This window comes from Acetobacter cibinongensis (genome assembly GCF_000963925.1).
Lineage (GTDB): Bacteria > Pseudomonadota > Alphaproteobacteria > Acetobacterales > Acetobacteraceae > Acetobacter > Acetobacter cibinongensis.
In genome coordinates, this window is sequence record NZ_BAMV01000011.1 from 122,420 (window position 1) to 139,935 (window position 17,516).

The window sequence follows — 17,516 nt, forward strand, 5'->3', positions numbered from 1 at the left end:
CTGTAAAGGGCCGCTTTTTTGTTTTTGAGCCGTGCAATACACAACCTTGACTTGCTGTATGTGCCAGCCAAAACTGCGCATACGAATGTAAACCGGGTCCTGTAGTTTGCGCAGGTCTGAAAAAGCCAAAAAGGAAGCTGTCCCTTATGCCTCGTTTTCATGTGAAGAATCCTGCTCCTATACACGGCGGCATGAGGGGGTCTGTTAAGGCACTGCGTGCCATGCTGTGTGCAGCCGTGGCAGGTATTGCCCTATCCGGCACGGCAGGGGCGGCAGACAGCGTTGACCATGCGTCTTTAGGCACAGGCAACGTCACGGTTGCAGATCGCTTCACCGTTGCGCAGCCTTCTGGTATTGCGCGCTTGCCAGATGGACGCATTGTGCTGTCTCTGCCAACCAGTGCGCAGGACCATGAAGGCCCTGTGTTGGCAGTCTGGACGGAGGGGAAACTCACGCCATTCCCAAGCCGCAGCGCACAGAGCGCCCTGATTTCTCCCCTTGGCATGACGGTGGATGCCAACGGCCAGTTGTGGCTGCTGGATGAAGGCGTGAAAGCGGGTAGCAAGGCCAAGGCAAAGCCCACGCTTATTCACATTGACCCCAAAAAGAACAAAATTGTTCAGCGTTTTCCTTTTACCGCACCAGCCGTTTTGCCGGATAGTCATGTCAATGACGTGCGGATTGACCTGACTCATGGCAGTGAAGGGACGGCGTATGTCAGTGATACATCACAGACCACACACCCGGCCTTGATTATTGTAAACCTGACAACAGGCCTGATGCGCCGTGTGCTGGCAGATACGGTTTCTGTCAGTGCGGTACCGGGTCTTGTCATGCAGTCCGACTTGAAACTGGGCCGCTACACCACGCTTAACCCTATTGTGGCACAGGGTGGGGTAGATGGCCTAGCGCTGAGCGCGGATTCATCACGGTTGTATTGGTCTCCGCTGTCCTCCCGCCGCCTGTATAGTGCGCCCACAACGCTTCTGGCCAACTTCAATACACCTGAAAAAACTCTTGAAGCTGCGGTCAGGGATGAAGGTGAGGTCGGGATTATGGATGGTATGGCCACGGCACCTGACGGCAGCCTGTATCTGACGGATATTGAACGTCATGCTGTTATACGTCGTGCGCCAGATGGTACCTTGTCACTGGTGGCGCAGGATGCGCGCCTGATTGCGCCGGACAGTATTGCACAGGATGGTAATAGCCTGTTGTTGACGGTAGGCCAGTGGTCAAGGCTGCCAGTATTTAATGGCGGGCAGGACAAACAGGAAATGCCCTATATTCTGGCGCGCATTGCCCTGCCACAGGTTGCTGCGGCACCACAGAACTAAGTGTGTTTTTTATAGCCCGGCCCAGAGATGGGTTGGGCTTCTTCATGGCTTTCGTAACGATCAATTTGAAAAAACAACCGGACCATAAACCCAGTTTTTTGGTTGGGAATGGGCGAGTAAATTTGCATGGGAATGTGCATCTGCGTGCTGATTGTGCGGGCAATGGCCAGACCCAGCCCACTGCCTTCTGCCTGAGACCCACCGCGTACAAAGGGGTCTGTCAGGGCAGATAGTGTCGCATCAGGCAAGGGCGGGGCGTCATTTTCCAGTGTGAGTTGTGCAGAAAACGATGGTTCAGACCCCGCATCTGTTTTCATCAAAGTGTCTAATGTTACGGCAACGCGTACGCACGAGCCATCCGGACTGTGGCGAAGCGCATTTTCCAGTAAATTCCGTAATAAAATGCCCGTTGCGTCCATATCTCCCAGCACCACCAAACGGGTATAAGGTTCGGTCTCTACAAGCAGGCGTTGGGGGGCGGCCCCATGTGGGGGGTCGAGTTCATCGGCTATTGTATTGAGCACTTCCAACATATCAAAGGGTTGCCGCTGGAAGCCCGTTCCCGCAACAGCACGAGATAATTGCAGGAGTTTTTCAGTAATTCGGCTCAGTCTCTGGATCTGGCTGATCATGGTATCTACCCGGTGCCGTGCTGTAGTGCCGGGGGTGTCAGCAGGTGTTTCAGCCGGGAGAGTGCTGCGGAGCATCTGTGTCTGAGCGAGCAATGCGGCAATAGGGTTACGGAGTTCATGTGCGGCATTGGCTGCAAAAGCACGTTCAGCAGCCAAGGCTTTGTGCAAACGCTCCAGAAGTAAATTAACAGCGGTTTGAATTGTTGCCAGTTCATGAGGCAGGGCGAGATCAGGCACCGGGTTAAGGTTGCCGCTGCCTCGTTCCCTAATTTCATGCTGTAAATGCACAAGAGGTTTCAGGCTGCGGCGTACCTGCCACATAACCAGCAACCAGATGCAGGGTATGGCCCCCAGAATAGGCAGAACGGCAATAAGAATGGCGTGGTGCGTGGCCTGTGAGCGGTGCACACGCGGTTCAGCAACCATAATAAAGCGGTTTTTCTGCGCGGCTGGGGTAACATACACCCTGAAATGGGGCTGCATGTAAAACCCGGCATCATGGGGCAGAACAAAAGCCAGCTCAGGTGCGTTGGGTGAGCGTAGTAATACCTGCCCCTGCGCATCGGTAATCTGATAGGCTAGGGATGTCGGGGTAATGTTGGATAAATGGGCAATGTCGTGCCCGCTTCCCTGCTGGTTGAGCACCAGCACGGCAAATTGGAGCCGCTCGGCAACCTCTTGCAAGGAATCATCGAGGCGTTCTGTAATTTCAAATTTTGTAAAAGCGACGGTAAGAAGGCTAACAATAATAAGGCAGCCGATAACAACAGCGGTGACTCCCCGCAGTAAGCGGGTGGACAGCCGCCACGGCCGCATGGTTTTAGGGGGTGTTGGCGGTGTGTGCGCCATGCTGGAGGCCGGGTTAGGGGGCAATTGCGTCATGCTGTCTGGGGTTGTTGCAGGTAATACCCGCGACCACGGACGGTACGAATAACATCGGCTCCCAGTTTTTTACGAACACGGCTGACAAAAACCTCAACAGTGTTGCTGCCAACCTCTTCTTCAAGATTGTAGAGCGCTTCTTCAATTTTTTGGCGGGAGCATATAGCCCCCGGACGCCGTGCCAGAAGTTCAACCAGAGTCCATTCACGGGCGGTCAGGTCAATAATCTCCCCGTTTCGGGTCAGGCGTTTGCGCTCAAGGTCTATTTCACTTTCGCCCACAACAAGGCGGTTATCAATCAGGGGGCGGTAGCGTCGGCCCACGGCCGCTATGCGGGCAATCAGTTCGTCCAGATCATAGGGCTTGGCCAGATAATCGTCAGCGCCGTCAGACAGGCCCGCTATGCGGTCGCTAATCTGGTCTTCAGCCGTTGTAATGAGAATGGAGAGCGGAGAACTGGTCTGGCGTATTTCCCGCAACAGAGTGCGGCCGCTGCCATCTGGTAAGCCAAGGTCCAGCACCAGGCACTCATACTGCACGGCGGCAAGGGCGGCGCGTGCGTCCTCCAGCGTTGTAAACCAGTCCACCGTATGTCCGGCGTGTTGCACCCGCTCCTGCACGGCGGCACCAAGCAGTGGCTCATCTTCAATAACCAGAATACGCATGGGCTGGCTCCTTCGTATTCTGGCAGAGTAGTCGGATATGCGGTTTTTATGAAGCCTGATCTGTATTCGCGACAGTTGAGGGTGCTCTGGGGGCAAACCGGCCATAAAGCAGAGGCAGGACCAGCAGGGTTAACAGGGTGGACGTCATCAATCCGCCAATGACAACACTGGCCAGTGGGCGCTCAACTTCCGCCCCCGCAGACGTTGAAAACGCCATTGGGAAAAACCCCAGACTGGCAACCAGTGCTGTGGCCATGACTGGCCGTAAGCGCTCATGGGCTGCGGTTAACCCAGCTCTTAAGGGGGAAACACCCCGTTTGCGGATATGGTCCGCTGTGCTGACCAGCACAACACCATTCAGCACCGCTACCCCAAATAGCGCAATAAAGCCGATGCCTGCGGAAATACTGAATGGCAGCCCCCGCACGGCCAGCGCAAAAATACCACCGGATGCAGCAAGAGGCAGATTGCAGAACACAAGCCCCGCAAGACGTGCTGACCCAAGGGCTGCAACAAGAAGGATAAAGATAAGGGCCAGAGCAATAGGCACAACAATGCCCAACCGTTTGGAGGCTGATTCAAGGTTACGAAACTGGCCATCCCATTTCATGGTATACCCACGGGGGAGGGGAACCGCTTTTTTCACGGTATTTTGGGCTTCGGCCACAAAAGAAGCGCTGTCCCGACCCCGCACGTTGGCTTCAATAACAATACGTCGGCGGATGCTGTCCCGGCTGATGCGGGGTGTGCTGTCCTGCACGGTAACATCAGCAACCTGTGAGAGCAGAACAGAGCCTTTACCATCTGCCTGCCGGACACGTAGGTTTTTTATAGCGTCAGCAGATGCCGTGTAAGCCGGAGCAAAACGCACCTGTGTTGCGATAATACTGCTGCCTTGCGTAACAGGGCGACCAATATGGCCGCCTATGGCTTCCACCGTGTCCAGAATATCCTGCTCACGCACCGTCAGGCGGGCCGCATTGTCACGGTTTACTGTAATTTGCAGGAAGGGGACGGTGCCATCATCAGCAGACATCACATCCGCAGCGCCCCGAATACCTTGCATGGTTTTAACAACCTGCTGGCTTAGCCGGGACAGCGTTGCAAGATCATCCCCATAAATGGAAATGGCAATTTGGGTCCGCACGCCCGAGAGTAGGTCATCCATACGCATCTGGACGGGTTGGCTCCAGGAATAAAGCGCGTCCGGCAGGGCGGTATGGAGGGCCGTGTTCATGGCCTCCACCAGTTCAGACTGTGAGCGTCCATGCCCATCGTTCTTGAGCATGATGAAGCTGTCAGTTTCGTTCTGGCCCATCGGGTCTGTCGGGATGGCGGCTGTGCCTGTGTTGCTGATGACGGTTTCAACTTCAGGAAAGCTTTTTAAAATTTTCTCTTCCTGCGTTATGTCTTCTAAGGATACGGCAAGAGAAATGCTGGGCAGATGCATGCTGTGCACAACCAACGCTCCTTCTTCCAGCTGCGGCACGAACTCGCTGCCCAGAGACCAGCCCAGAAACAAGGACAGACCAAATATGGTGGCAACACACCCCAAAACGAGACGCGGCCTGCGGTAGCACTGTTGAAGAAGGGGAACGTAAAAAGTTCTTATTTTTGCAATCAGGCGTGTTTCTGCCGGCACCGTTGTCCGGGAGAGAACCAGCACACTCAGGACAGGCACCCACAGCAGGCAGAACAGTAAGGATGCCGCCAGTGCCATGATGACGGTTTGCGCCATAGGCCGGAACATATACCCTTCAATACCTTGCAGTGTTAAAATAGGCAGATACACCATTATGATAACCAGAATGGCAAAGCTTACCGGCCTGATAACCTGCAAGGTTGAAGACACAACAAGCTCTGTAAAGGCAATATGCCCCTCCCGTTTGCGGCGTGTGAGAATATGCTCCACAACGACCAGAGAACTATCAACAATCATTCCAAAGTCGATTGCCCCAAGGCTGAGCAGATTGGCGGAAATGCCAAACAGCCGCATGCCTGTCATGGCGCACAGCAGGGCAAAGGGAATGACCGAGGCAATAAGCAGTGCAGCCCGCAAGCTGCCCAGAACGCAGAGCAGCACAATCACAACAAGTGCTGCACCCAGAAGCAGGTTTTCCTTTACCGTGGCAATTGTACGCTGGGTAAGGGATGCACGGGTGTAGAAGGGGTCCAGGCTCACGCCTTTGGGGAGGGCGTGTGCAATGGCAGGAAGGGCGGCGTGCAGCGCTTCCAGTGTTGCATTGGAGCTGGCACCGCGTTCCATCATGACAACGCCAGTCACAATCTCGCCTTTCCCATCCCGTGTTACAGCGCCAAGACGGGTACGGGGCTGCGTTGAAATTTGCCCGAGATCACGCAAAGTAATGGGCGTGCCGCCAGCACGGGTTTTAACAGCAATGGTGCCAAAATCCTGCAAATTGCGGAGCAGGCCACGCCCTACAACAATCTGCTGCTCTGCATGATGTTCTATCCAGCCCCCGCCAGAGGCAGCATTACTGGCATCAATCGCCTGATACACATCCCCCACCGAGAGGCCATATGCCAGCAGTCTGGCGGGGTCGAGTGTCACAGCCCATGTTTCTTCCGCACCGCCACCTATGTTCACATCCACCACGCCGGGAACCAGCTTGAGCTGGGGGGCTACAGTCCATGTCATGAGGCGGTTTAGCTCCATAAGGCTGTAACCGGGGCCTTTGAGCTGAAACTGAAAAATTTCCCCCAGACCGGTACTGAGCGGTCCCATGGTCAGACTGACATTTGGGACGCTGATAAGGGCTTTGGCTTGCGCCATGCGCTCTGTTACGCGGGCGCGATCCAGATTGATGTCTGTACTATCTTCAAACTGGATATACACGACAGAGACACCAGAGCGTGAGATGGAGCGCAGGTCTTTAATACCGGGCAGCCCTGCCATGCTGCTTTCGACAGGAAAAGTGATGAAATGCTCTACTTCCTGCGTGGCAAGCCCCGGTGCAATGGCTGTCACCAGAACCTGCTGTGGGGAAATATCCGGCACGGCCTCAACCGGTAAATCGAGTGTGGTGGCCACACCCCCAATCAGGATAAGCCCCAGCAGGCTGAGAAGCAGAAAGCGTGCGGATACCAGTTTTTGGAAAATAGAGGCCACGGCGTTACTCCGCATCCATTGCGGGCAGAACCGTCATGGCCTTAAGGGCCAGGCTTCCGTGCTGCACAACCTGTGCCCCGGCTTTCAGGCCGGACAGCACAATAACAGAGTTCTGGTCTTCCAGCCCCAGTGTGACCGGTACAGGTTGCAGTTTTGTGTCAGACTGTTTTGTAAAAACCAATGTCTGACCATCAATAGTCTGTACGGACTCTGAAGGTATGACCAGTCCGCTTTGCTGTTGCGTGGTTTGTAGAAGGCTGTTCAGAACCATGCCCGGGCGTAACTGGTTTTTACTGTTTTCAACCCGACTGATAATGCGGACCAAGCCGGTCACGGGGTCTGCGACTGTGTTTATGGTGTCCATATGGCACATAAGGGGTGAGGCTGCGGCATCTGGTAAGGTGAGGGTCTGGACGCCGCCCGGTGCCAGTAAAGCTGCATCCTGCGGGGCTACGTCTGACACAACCCATACATGCTGTGTGTCACTGACCGTAAGAAGGTTTTGCGCTGGCTCAATATCCGCCGCTACAGCAGTATTGAGCTGTGTTACGGTGCCAGAAAACGGCGCTATGATGGTGGAGGTCTCATCTGCTTCGGCATGGGTTTCAGTGGGGGAGGTGTATTCTTCTTCAAATCGGTGCTTCAGCATGCCCAGTTCGGCCTCACGCGCTGCAACGGTTTCCTTGGCCTGTTGTAAAATCGCAAGCCGTTTTTGCGCTTCACCGACAGAGACGGTTTGCCCCGCCAGAGCATGTGCGCGTGTGTAAGACTGCGCGGCCTCCTGTTCTGTGGCTTTGGCCGCAGCCAAGGCTGTGCGGGTTTGGGCCTGTTGCAGGCGAGCAATATGCAGTGCGTGGTTCTGGTAGCGTAAAAGTGGCTGCCCCTGCCTGACGGATTGTCCCGGCAAAACCAGAATAGTCATAACCTTGCCGCTGCCAGCAGGTTGAATGGTCACGATATGGGTGGTGTCGGGCTGCACGCGGGCCATGACGGGCAGCATACGGGCCACTGTACCGGGCACCACTGTTGCATAGGTCAGGGCCTCAGCGCGGCTGGCTTCTGGCGTGAGAGTGAGCGGGGCTAATCCGCAGTCAGCCGCAAGGCTTGCCACAGGCAGGCACCCAAGGCCCATAGACCATGCAGTAACATGTAAAAAAACGACGAATTGTCTGAGGAAAGCAGGCGGCATGTTTGGGGCGTTCTTGAAAAAAGAGGGGGGCTTGTCTCTGGTTCGCTGCATCGGTTTGGCAAAAACGCCCATCAGGGATCCCCAGTGTCGAGAGAGGCCGGAATGGTTAGGGCCGTATTGCCAGAGCTATTACTGGTGGCCCATGCCGCAGAGGTACTGGTTGGGTCAGCAACACCAGTGGTCAGACCCGGCAGCGTGTGGGAGGCAATAAGTGCGCGTACAATGGCAGCATGCCAGACTATTTCCGCCCGGTCTCGTGCAAGGGCCGCGCCATAGGCTGCCTGACGTGCCCGCATGACGTCATCAAGTGGTGTTTCGCGGAGTTTCCATGAACGTTCCAGTAAGGCGGCGCGGTTTTGCAAATGCGTTGCGGCGGAAGAGGCATTATTCAGGCTTGTCGTGGCGGAGACGAGACGGGCCCGAATCTGCGCGGCCTCCTGACGGACCATGCGGTGGGCCAGTGCGTCCTGCCGGTCTGCTGCCGCTGCGCGGTCCTTGGCGGCGGCAAGCAGGGGCGCATTATGCACGCTACTGGGGAGTGGTACGCTGAATGTTACGCCCACCCGGTTATCCCAAGGGCTGGCATATTGTTTTTCATGAATAGCGCCGACCCCAATTTCCGGATTGGGCATGAAGGAACGCCTCGCAAGTTTTAAGGCCGCCTGTGCTGCGTCCACTTCCTTTCGGGCGGCTTGTATGCGGGGGTCATGTGCTTCTACGCTGGTGAGAGCACTTATCCGGCTCAGCGCACTATCGGTTGCCGTGTAGGTCTGAATATCGGGGATGGACGTACTCCCCAACAGGGCATTCAGGCCAGCCAAGGCTGTCTGCACTTCTTCCTGCGCTGCTGTGCTGTCCAGTCTGGCAGTGTCCAGCGCGGCATCAGCCTGATGCTGGTCTGACAGGGTCATCTCCCCCGCGCGCGTGGCTTGGGCTACATCCCTGCTGATCTGTGCTGCGCTGGCTGTGTAGGCTTGTGCAGTGGCCAGGTGCTTCTGCGCCAGCAGGGCGGCGGCTGTTGCATCCAGCAGCCGGACGGCCAAAGACATATGGGCCACCATGCTGCGTTTTTCGGCACTCTCTGCTTCCGCCTGCGCTACGGAGCGCGTGGCGCTTCCTTGCCCCGGTAACCAAAGCGGTATGCTGACCTCACCTTGATAGGTGGTGTAGCCTTGGTTGCTACCAATGGCATGATCGTCAAAATAATTCCCGGTTACGGTGGGGCCGCCTGCAAACCAGGAGTCTGCGGCTCTGGCGCGTGCTTGTGCGCCTTTCCGGTTTGTTTGCAGTTCACGCTGTGAGGGGTCAAGCTGCCATGCCTGTTCCAATGCGGTGGTAAAAGGCAGACGCTCGGTTAAAGGCCTAGCTGATAAAGTGCTTTGGCTCTGCCATGAGTGTTCCGCACACGCAGGGGTAGCACAGCCCATAAGCAGGGAAACAGCCAAAACAAAGCGGGCGGAAGGCCACATTTCCAGCATAAACCTTTCCAGTAAAACAGGCAGCGATAGCGGGGAAATAGCACACTCCCGTTGCTCTATCCCTGTGCAGACAGAGGAGACATACCGCACCAACCTGACAGGAAGCTGAACACCACATTGCTATTATGCGTTAAGGTGACCAGCAAAGCAGGGTAAGCAGGCGCAGGTGATGGACGAGAGCGTGGGACGTAAGGGTGGCGAATAACAAACGCAGAAAGAGCAAGGGCACCGTAAAGCGTTATGCCTTGCTGGGCTTGTGCTGTGTGGGCAGTAAGGTTGGGCTGGCCATGCCTGCACAGGCGCAGGAACAGCCCGTTACACAGCCTGTTCCTGCTGGTATTCCCGCCAAAATGCTCGCCCCGCGCGCAGATCACCGCATGGTTGTGATTGATCAGGAATGGTTGGGGGACTCTGGCCCCGCCGTGCAGCGGATTGGCCCTGCTTCCATGCGTATGCCGCGCAAGCCGCGTTTTGCAGGTGCGCAACGCGGGGTTGGGCTTGCTCCCGGCAGAGCCACGGACGGGCGTATTGGGCGCGGCGCCAAAGCACAGCCTGTTCCCCATGCCCCTCCGCACAAGCCGGATACAGATGATGATGTCACGACGGACACGGACTCTGATACCGATGACAACCTGCTTGGGAATATGGGGGGGATTCGTCCATGGCTGGACAGATACGGTATTACATTTGACTTGCAGGAAGTGGATGAACTGTGGGGCAACCTGACAGGGGGTATTCCCCCCAATGGTGGCAACAGGGCCGGGACAGGGCCAGCCTATAACGGCGTGACTATGCCCACCCTGACCGTTGATCTGGAAAAACTGATCGGGCTGAAAGACGGCGTTTTTAATATTAGCGCCCTGCAAATTCATGGCCGGTCTATCACGGCTGACAGGTTGGCCAATTATAACCCTGTCAGCGGGATTGAGGCTGACCGATCCACGCGGTTGTTTGAACTGTGGTACGAGCAGGCGTTCTGGGATGACAGGCTGGATATCAAACTTGGCCAGCAGGATCTGGACTCAGAATTTATTATCAGCACGTATGGTGCCCTGTATCTGAATTCCAATTTTAGCTGGCCAATGGGGCCGTCCGCCAATCTTTATGCAGGTGGGCCATCGTGGCCGTTGGCGTCTCCTGCGGTCAGGTTGCGGTATCGGGCGGCATCAAATGTCACGCTCATGTTTGCGGCTGCCAACGATAACCCGCCCGGTAACCGGTTTAACTCTTTTCCCGTACAGAATGGCGGGCAAGGCAATATAGCGGACCCGACAAGCCAGACAACGCATGATGCCTGTGGATGCCACTTTAACATGAACACCGGAGCCATGCTGATTGGCGAGGTGCAATATGCCCTTAATCCGGAGGGGGGGAGTGAGCACCCGGACCTCAAAGGCAAAGGGAATGGTTTGCCCGGAGTGTATAAGCTGGGTGGCTACTATGACACAGGTCGTTTTCCAGACTGGCGCTATGCCAGTAACGGGCAAAGTCTGGGGGCCGCCTATGCCCGTGGGGAGCAGGTGCAACCCCGTATGGTGCGGGGTAACTGGCTGCTTTATGGGATTGTGGACCAGATGGTCTGGCGGCCTTACCGTAAATCTCCCACGTCCTTAGGCGTGTTTGCGCGTGCAACAGGAAACGGGGGAGACCGCAACATGATCAGTTATGCCGTTGATGCGGGTGTGAATCTAAAAGCCCCTTTTGCCAGCAGGGAAAATGACACGCTAGGGTTTGGGTGGGGCATTGGCCGCGCAAGCTCTGGTGCGCGCAACTATTACCGCACACAGGGCTTTCATGCCCCCGGCACGGAGAACCATATTGAACTGACATATCAGGCAGAAGTGCAACCGTGGTTTGTTCTTCAACCTGATTTTCAATATATTTTTAACCCGTCAGGAGGTTTGGAGAGTGACCAATGGCGCGGGCACAAAATTGCAGATGAACTGGTCTTTGGCCTGCATTCCCGTATTTCTTTTTAAAGGCAGCCTGACATGTTAGCTGACAAAACCTATCTTTGGCTCCTGGGGGCTATTGTAAGTGAGGTAATAGCCACGTCATGCCTGAAGGCAAGTAATGGGTTAACCCGTGTGGGGCCATCTATCGGGAGTGTTGTTGGGTATTGCTGTGCGTTCTACCTGTTGTCGCTGACCATGCGGACAATGCCGACAGGTGTGGTGTATGCCATCTGGTCGGGTGTGGGTATTATTCTTGTCTCAGTAATAGGATTTGTATTTTTTAAGCAGACTCTGGATTGGGCTGCTCTTATTGGTATTGCCCTGATTATGGCTGGTGTGCTGGTGATCAATCTGTTCTCACGCAGCGCCTGACGGATGGGGATGTCCACCCGTCAGGCTGATGTGCTTAGAAAGATGACTCATCTTCCGTCTGGTCACCCTGTTTTTCTGCGGGCGTAGGATGATCGGGTTGGTCAGGCGTTGATGTCCCGTCAGGCACGGAAATACTGCCTGCACCGTTAATCTGTTTGCTGAACTGTGTTGGGCGTCTGGTCAGTTTAACAGCACCTGCACCATCAATACTGACGTTTGCTTTAGCGGTGGGTCCTGCCTTGACGGACCCGGCACCATTCATTTCTATCTCAAGCTCGTGCATCTCCATGGCAGACAGATCGACTGAGCCAGCACCATCAATCACCAGTTTGGCGCGTTCAACAGACCCGGTGCCCTTAACACTGGCTGCCCCATTAATGGTGAGGTCGAGCGTTTTCTGGGTGTAGTTCTGCAAGTCAACAACCCCAAAACTGTTTAGTGTAAGGGTGTCGAGCGCAGGGGCGGTAATGGTCACAACAACTTTTCTGCGGCGCAGGGTCCGGTGGGGTGTTGAGAAGCCCAGAGAGTTAGAATTTAACTCGACATCATCTACCGTTTTCTGGGGGCCTGTAACCGTGATGCTGGGTGTGTCCCCCTGTTTTATGATGAATGTTCCGGCAATATTGACGGTAAGGTCATGGCTGCCCTCCCATGGCAGTGTGCGCGTTATTTGAGGGCCTTTCGCGGCGTTAGGGGATTCAGAACCCCATTCTATATTGGCAAGGGTAAAGTCCATCGGGCCGCGAGAACTTGCAACACCAAAGCACAGGGCTGAGGCAAGGGCAGTGCCAACGGCAATAAAGACAAGGCCACGGATCATGGTCTGTGTTTCCTGTAATCAGAGGGGTTGCGAAGGGGCAATAAGCCGATAATGCGCACGGCCATAGCGCACGAGCAGGTTGAAAATGCCAATGGTGATCAGAACACAGAACGAGGTGATGGAGATACCTGCTGTGACCAAGCCTAGGCAGATCATTACATTTTGGAGCCAGTCACTTCCGGCATCAGGGTGAATACCCAGCACGCCGAAGGGAAGCAGAAGGCACCCGCCTAAGCAAAGGGCTGCACCCGCCGCAATAAACGCCAGAAGACAAACACCAACCAGAAAAAGAATTGGCAGAACAATCAGCAGGTCAATGGCAGCAAGCCCAAGAATACCAACAATGGCCCCCAGGGCACTCCCAAGGCTACGTTCGTCTTCCCACCGGCGCACACCGGCCTCTGCCCGGATTTCCCGTGCCAGACGTGCGGGGTCTCCCAGCCTTTGGGCGATATCAGCCTCTGTGCGGCCAGCAGCGCGGCCCGCTTCAAAATGTGCCTCATAATCTGCCACAGCTTCCTCAATTACGGTGCGGGGCAGCCCCTTCAGGCCTGTCCGAAGGCGGGTGAGAAAGAGCAGTCTGCTATCTTCGGGAGCCTGTCTCATGCGGGCGTTTTCCTGATGGGTTTATGCACGGTCAGGGGGCTGTGGCCACCTGCGGGGGCGGAGGGTTGGTCTGTCTGCTGTTGGGGCGGAGTGGCGGCGCTGTCCTGTATATCCAGCAGGGAGGAGACGGCTTTGGTAAACCCGATCCATGCTGTTTTTTGGGCTTGCAGGCTGACCTCTCCATTGGGGGTAAGAGTATAGTATTTGCGCGGTGGCCCTGAAGGCGATTCAACAAAATATGTTGAAACAAGACCATCTTTCTGCATTCGGCGCATGAGGGGGTAAATGGTGCCTTCCCCCATGTCTATGGCATCAGACAAGCGGCTGGCGATGTCGTAACCGTAAGAATCTGAGTGTGACAGCAAAGCCAGCACACACAGCTCCAGCACGCCTTTCTTGAATTGTACAAGGTTGGGTTCCACGGCTGTTCCCGGTTCTGTCATGCGCTGTAGCGCAGCGCGACTCTGGATAAAAGTTGGTAACAGGTACTGAATACACACCGGAACCATTCAATGCAAGGTACCTATTTAAGCATTTTCCACACGGCTTTGTGGCTATGCTGCTTTGGTTACAGTTTTCTTACAAAGATGGTGTGCGGCGGAGGCAGCCGTTAAATTGACCAAACGGGAGCAGACCGTAAGCCAAGAGGTGAATTAAGAACCATGTTTTTGAAAAAACTGTTTTGTCTGTCTGTCGCAAGTGTGACCAGCCTTGGTGTGGGTGGCATGGTTGCACATGCCGAGAGCCCCATTGTGCAAAAGACAGCACCAACCAAGCAGCAGCCCGCACCTTATTATGCTCCCGGCACAGCGCCTGACCCCACGGTTTATCTGCCACCACCACCGGAAGCCGGAAGTGTGCGCCAGCAGTCGGACGATAAAGCGTTTGCCAGCACACGCAGCCTGAAGGGCAGTGCCCGGTGGGCTTTGGCCCAAACAGACGCCGATTTGCATCTGCCTGTTCTGCTCAACAGTTTTTCCTGCTCAGCAGGGTTCGTGATTGATGCCGCGAAGGCACCGCACCTCGTGTCTCTGGTGCAGAAGATATTACAGTCGGAAACCGGGGATATGTGGAAAGGCAAAGACCACTGGCACCGTCTGCGCCCCTTTGTGGGCACCGCCCACCCGATCTGTACTGAGGAAGGGCGGCAGAAAATTGCTGAAACCGGGGCTTATCCCTCAGGCCACACTATGCTGGGCTGGAGCACGGCTCTTATTTTGGCAGAACTCTTGCCAGACCGTAGTACCGCTATTTTGCAGCGTGGCCGTGTTTTTGGGGAAAGCCGTATTGTATGCGGCGTGCATTGGGAAAGCGATGTGCAGGAAGGGTATGTTATGGGAGCGGGTGAAATTGCGGCCATGCATGGTAATGCTGAGTTCCGTGCAGATATGGATGCAGCCCGTGCTGAACTGGCAGCCTTACGCACCACGGCTCCTAAACCTAACTCTCAAATTTGCACCATAGAGCAGGACGCTGCCACGCATTCACCTCTCTAAACAAAAGAACCACCCCAACACAGAGTATGGGGCGGTTCTTCGGGGAGGACGCGTAAGACCTCCTCCCTACGATCGTGGGGCGCGTTAACCTACGCGGTGCATCCAGCCATGCGGGTCTTCTGCCCGGCCAAACTGAATATCGCACAGCGTTTTGCGGAGAGACGCTGTAACCTCGCCCGTCTGACCACTGATAAGATGGTCGCCCTCAGCGCTTTTCAGGGTGCCAATGGGGGTAACAACGGCGGCGGTGCCACAGGCAAACAATTCACGCAGGCGACCAGAGGCGGCATCAGCGTAGAGTTGTTCAATGGCGTAAGGTTCTTCCTTAACCGTCATTCCCTTATCCCGCGCCAGCGTTAGCAGGGAGTCACGGGTAATGCCCGGCAGGATGGTGCCGCCCAGAGGGGGTGTTTTCAGGGTGCCATCTTCCATGACGGCCATGACATTCATGCCGCCCATTTCCTCAATCCATTTCCGCTCATTGGCGTCCAGAAAGAGAACCTGATGGCAGCCGTTGGCTTTGGCTTCCTGCTGGGCTGTCAGGCTTGCCGCATAGTTGCCGCCGCATTTTGCTTCACCCGTACCACCGCGGGAGGCACGGACAGTTCGTTCTTCCACCCACACCGTTACCGGGCCAGCATCTTTGGAGAAATAGTCACCAGCAGCACAGGCAATGACAATGAACTTGTATTCAGCCGAGGGTTTGACGCCTAAAGCCGTTTCTGTCGCAATCATGAAGGGGCGCAGATACAGCGTGCCTACTTCCGGGTCAGGGATCCAGCCAGCATCCAGTTTTACAAGCTGGTTGACGGCATCCAGGAACAGTTCTTCAGGCAGCTGGGCCATCGCCATACGTTCGGCAGATTTGCGGAAGCGCCGTGCATTGGCTTCCGGGCGGAACAGCAGCGCATCTCCATTGGGGGCGCGGTAAGCCTTCATGCCTTCAAAAATTTCCTGCGCGTAGTGCAGGACAGAGGCCGCAGGGTCCAGCATTAGGGGCTGGCGTGGCATAATTTCAGGCGTGTGCCAGCCTTTGCCTTCAGTGTAGGTCACGACGGCCATATGATCAGAAAAGACGCGACCAAAACCGGGGTTTGCCAGCAGAGCTGCGCGCTCGGCAGCAGAAATGGCATCGGTCTTGGGGGTGATTGTAAAGGCTGTCTCTCTCGTCGTGCTCATAACGTGTGGCGTCTCCGGGGCCTTAGTGGCTGGACCTATGTCCGGGTTTAGGCGTTTTGCGCCATGAAAAAAGCGCAGCAGGCCGCGCCTTTCTATGGGGCCGGGACCGTAACATGTTCACTCAGGCAGGGCCAGAGCCGCAGTGCTGCGTTATGGCCGGGTACGCCATGCTGTGCGTCCTGCGCACGGAGGCGGAAGGGTTTGTGAGTTTCTTCTGGGCCTCAGCAGCGTTAGGGTACACATGTTTTGCATCCCGGCAGCACGGGACTGTTTGCTCAAGCGGGACCATATTTCATGACAGGCTTTTCCCTTAACCAGATGTATACGGACCTGCCAGAGCGTTTTTACGCCCCGGTAACGCCCGCGCCCGTAACAGCGGCCCCTCGGCTTATCGCGTTGAATACGCGGCTGGCGCAGTCTTTAGGGTTGGATGCAGCATGGCTTGCCAGCCCTGAGGGTGTCGCCATGCTGGCGGGGCAAGTTATGCCCGCAGGAGTTACGCCTGTAGCGCTGGCCTATGCTGGGCATCAGTTTGGCCAGTTTGTACCGCAGTTGGGCGATGGCCGGGCGCTTTTGCTGGGGGATGTGACTGACGCCAGTGGTAGGGTGCGGGAAATACAGTTGAAGGGCTCAGGCCGTACAGCCTTCTCCCGCAGGGGGGATGGTCGCGCAGCCCTTGGCCCGGTTTTGCGCGAATATGTGGTGAGTGAAGCCATGGCAGCTCTGGGTGTGCCGACCACGCGGGCCCTTGCCGCTGTGCGAACAGGGGAGACTGTTTACCGTGAAACAGCTTTGCCCGGTGCCGTGATAACGCGCGTGGCAGCAAGCCATATCCGGGTTGGGACATTCCAGTTTTTTGCTGCCCGGCAAGATCACGCAGGTCTTAAACTGCTGGCAGATTACGCCATACATCGCCATCACCCGCAGGCGGCCCAAGCTGATGCACCGTATGGTGCGTTGCTTGAGTGCATCATTACAGCACAGGCCACGCTGATAGCCCGCTGGATGCATCTTGGTTTTATTCATGGTGTCATGAATACGGACAACATGGCGGTTTCAGGCGAAACACTGGATTACGGCCCTTGCGCCTTCATGGAGCAATATGATCCTGCCACGGTTTTCAGCTTTATTGATGAAAAAGGCCGTTACGCCTATGCCCGCCAGCCGACCATGGCTTTGTGGAACCTGACCCGTCTGGCCGAGGCAATGCTGCCTCTGCTGGCGGAAGATGAGGATAAAGCCGTTGAGCGTGCACAGGAAGCGCTGGCACGGTTTGAACCTGAATTTCAGGCCCTCTACCTGAAAGGCCTGCGGGGCAAACTTGGCCTGAGTACAGAGCAGGCGGAGGACGCAGCCCTCATTCGTGGGCTTTTGGAGGGAATGCAGGCGCATAAACTGGACTTTACCCAGACGTTCCGCAGCCTGAGCCACCAGGACGCCATGCATCCTGAGAGCGTGCAGCAGGAGGGTACACCCCTTCAAATGCTCTCAGACTGGTTGCCTGCGTGGCGCCAGCGTCTGGCGCAGGAGCCGGAACAGAGTTCACAGGCGCGGGTCGTAACAATGCAGCAGGTCAACCCACTCTATATTCCGCGCAACCATCTGGTGGAGGAAATGATTGTGCAGGCGGTCACGCAGGACGATTACAGCGCGTTTGAAGCTCTGTTAGCTGTTACGGCCCACCCCTATGACGACCAGCCGGGGCGCGAGCGCTATGCAGAACCCGCACAACCACACCAGCAGGTCCGGCATACATTCTGCGGCACGTGACGGAG

At 56.0% G+C, this 17,516-nt stretch carries 14 protein-coding genes; 5 read left to right on the forward strand and 9 right to left on the reverse strand.

Annotated features, from left to right (window positions below):
- Positions 1 to 221: 221 nt before the first annotated feature.
- Positions 222 to 1,337, forward strand: a complete 1,116-nt coding sequence (locus tag Abci_RS07010) for a major royal jelly family protein (protein ID WP_244877611.1) — start codon at positions 222 to 224, stop codon at positions 1,335 to 1,337.
- Here Abci_RS07010 and Abci_RS07015 read toward each other — a convergent pair.
- The 5 genes from Abci_RS07015 to Abci_RS07035 all read right to left on the reverse strand — a co-directional run bounded on the left by Abci_RS07015 (position 1,334) and on the right by Abci_RS07035 (position 9,313).
- Positions 1,334 to 2,851 (reverse strand): sensor histidine kinase, encoded by a 1,518-nt coding sequence (locus Abci_RS07015; protein WP_048838427.1) that lies wholly within the window; start codon positions 2,849 to 2,851, stop codon positions 1,334 to 1,336. The genes Abci_RS07010 and Abci_RS07015 overlap by 4 nt on opposite strands.
- Positions 2,848 to 3,516 carry a response regulator transcription factor gene (locus Abci_RS07020; protein ID WP_048838428.1) on the reverse strand — a complete coding sequence of 223 codons (669 nt, stop codon included), beginning with the start codon at positions 3,514 to 3,516 and terminating at the stop codon, positions 2,848 to 2,850. The genes Abci_RS07015 and Abci_RS07020 overlap by 4 nt, the downstream gene beginning before the upstream one ends.
- Before the next feature lie 46 nt (positions 3,517 to 3,562).
- Positions 3,563 to 6,661 carry an efflux RND transporter permease subunit gene (locus tag Abci_RS07025; RefSeq protein ID WP_048838429.1) on the reverse strand — a complete coding sequence of 1,033 codons (3,099 nt, stop codon included), beginning with the start codon at positions 6,659 to 6,661 and terminating at the stop codon, positions 3,563 to 3,565.
- Positions 6,651 to 7,835 carry an efflux RND transporter periplasmic adaptor subunit gene (locus Abci_RS07030; RefSeq protein ID WP_158319783.1) on the reverse strand — a complete coding sequence of 395 codons (1,185 nt, stop codon included), beginning with the start codon at positions 7,833 to 7,835 and terminating at the stop codon, positions 6,651 to 6,653. Before Abci_RS07030 ends, Abci_RS07025 begins: the two co-directional genes overlap by 11 nt.
- A gap of 71 nt (positions 7,836 to 7,906) precedes the next feature.
- Positions 7,907 to 9,313: a TolC family protein gene (locus Abci_RS07035; RefSeq protein ID WP_052944789.1), complete on the reverse strand. Its 1,407-nt coding sequence runs from the start codon at positions 9,311 to 9,313 to the stop codon at positions 7,907 to 7,909.
- A 350-nt stretch (positions 9,314 to 9,663) separates the two neighbouring features.
- Here Abci_RS07035 and Abci_RS07040 point away from each other — a divergent pair, with 350 nt between their 5' ends.
- Positions 9,664 to 11,292, forward strand: coding sequence for a carbohydrate porin (locus Abci_RS07040; protein WP_371861382.1), 1,629 nt, complete (start codon positions 9,664 to 9,666; stop codon positions 11,290 to 11,292).
- Between the two features lie 12 nt (positions 11,293 to 11,304).
- On the forward strand, positions 11,305 to 11,640 hold the full coding sequence (locus tag Abci_RS07045) for a DMT family transporter (RefSeq protein WP_048838431.1): 336 nt from the start codon (positions 11,305 to 11,307) through the stop codon (positions 11,638 to 11,640).
- Positions 11,641 to 11,674: 34 nt separating this feature from the next.
- On the opposite strand, the gene Abci_RS07050 is transcribed toward Abci_RS07045, so the two are convergent.
- The 3 genes from Abci_RS07050 to Abci_RS07060 are packed head-to-tail and all read right to left on the reverse strand — an operon-like array spanning position 11,675 to position 13,488.
- Entirely contained in the window at positions 11,675 to 12,460 is a 786-nt protein-coding gene (locus tag Abci_RS07050) for a GIN domain-containing protein (protein WP_048838432.1), read from the reverse strand.
- Between the two features lie 18 nt (positions 12,461 to 12,478).
- On the reverse strand, positions 12,479 to 13,066 hold the full coding sequence (locus Abci_RS07055; RefSeq protein WP_048838433.1) for a DUF1700 domain-containing protein: 588 nt from the start codon (positions 13,064 to 13,066) through the stop codon (positions 12,479 to 12,481).
- Positions 13,063 to 13,488 carry a PadR family transcriptional regulator gene (locus tag Abci_RS07060; protein WP_086651784.1) on the reverse strand — a complete coding sequence of 142 codons (426 nt, stop codon included), beginning with the start codon at positions 13,486 to 13,488 and terminating at the stop codon, positions 13,063 to 13,065. Before Abci_RS07060 ends, Abci_RS07055 begins: the two co-directional genes overlap by 4 nt.
- 240 nt (positions 13,489 to 13,728) lie before the next feature.
- On the opposite strand from Abci_RS07060, the gene Abci_RS07065 reads away from it, so the two are divergent.
- Positions 13,729 to 14,562 carry an acid phosphatase gene (locus Abci_RS07065; protein ID WP_244877613.1) on the forward strand — a complete coding sequence of 278 codons (834 nt, stop codon included), beginning with the start codon at positions 13,729 to 13,731 and terminating at the stop codon, positions 14,560 to 14,562.
- Positions 14,563 to 14,646: 84 nt separating this feature from the next.
- Here Abci_RS07065 and Abci_RS07070 read toward each other — a convergent pair whose 3' ends face one another.
- Positions 14,647 to 15,741 carry a branched-chain amino acid aminotransferase gene (locus Abci_RS07070; protein WP_048838434.1) on the reverse strand — a complete coding sequence of 365 codons (1,095 nt, stop codon included), beginning with the start codon at positions 15,739 to 15,741 and terminating at the stop codon, positions 14,647 to 14,649.
- A 294-nt stretch (positions 15,742 to 16,035) separates the two neighbouring features.
- Between Abci_RS07070 and Abci_RS07075 the strand changes: the two genes are divergently transcribed.
- Positions 16,036 to 17,511, forward strand: coding sequence for a protein adenylyltransferase SelO (locus Abci_RS07075; protein ID WP_048838436.1), 1,476 nt, complete (start codon positions 16,036 to 16,038; stop codon positions 17,509 to 17,511).
- The last annotated feature ends 5 nt before the right edge of the window (positions 17,512 to 17,516 follow it).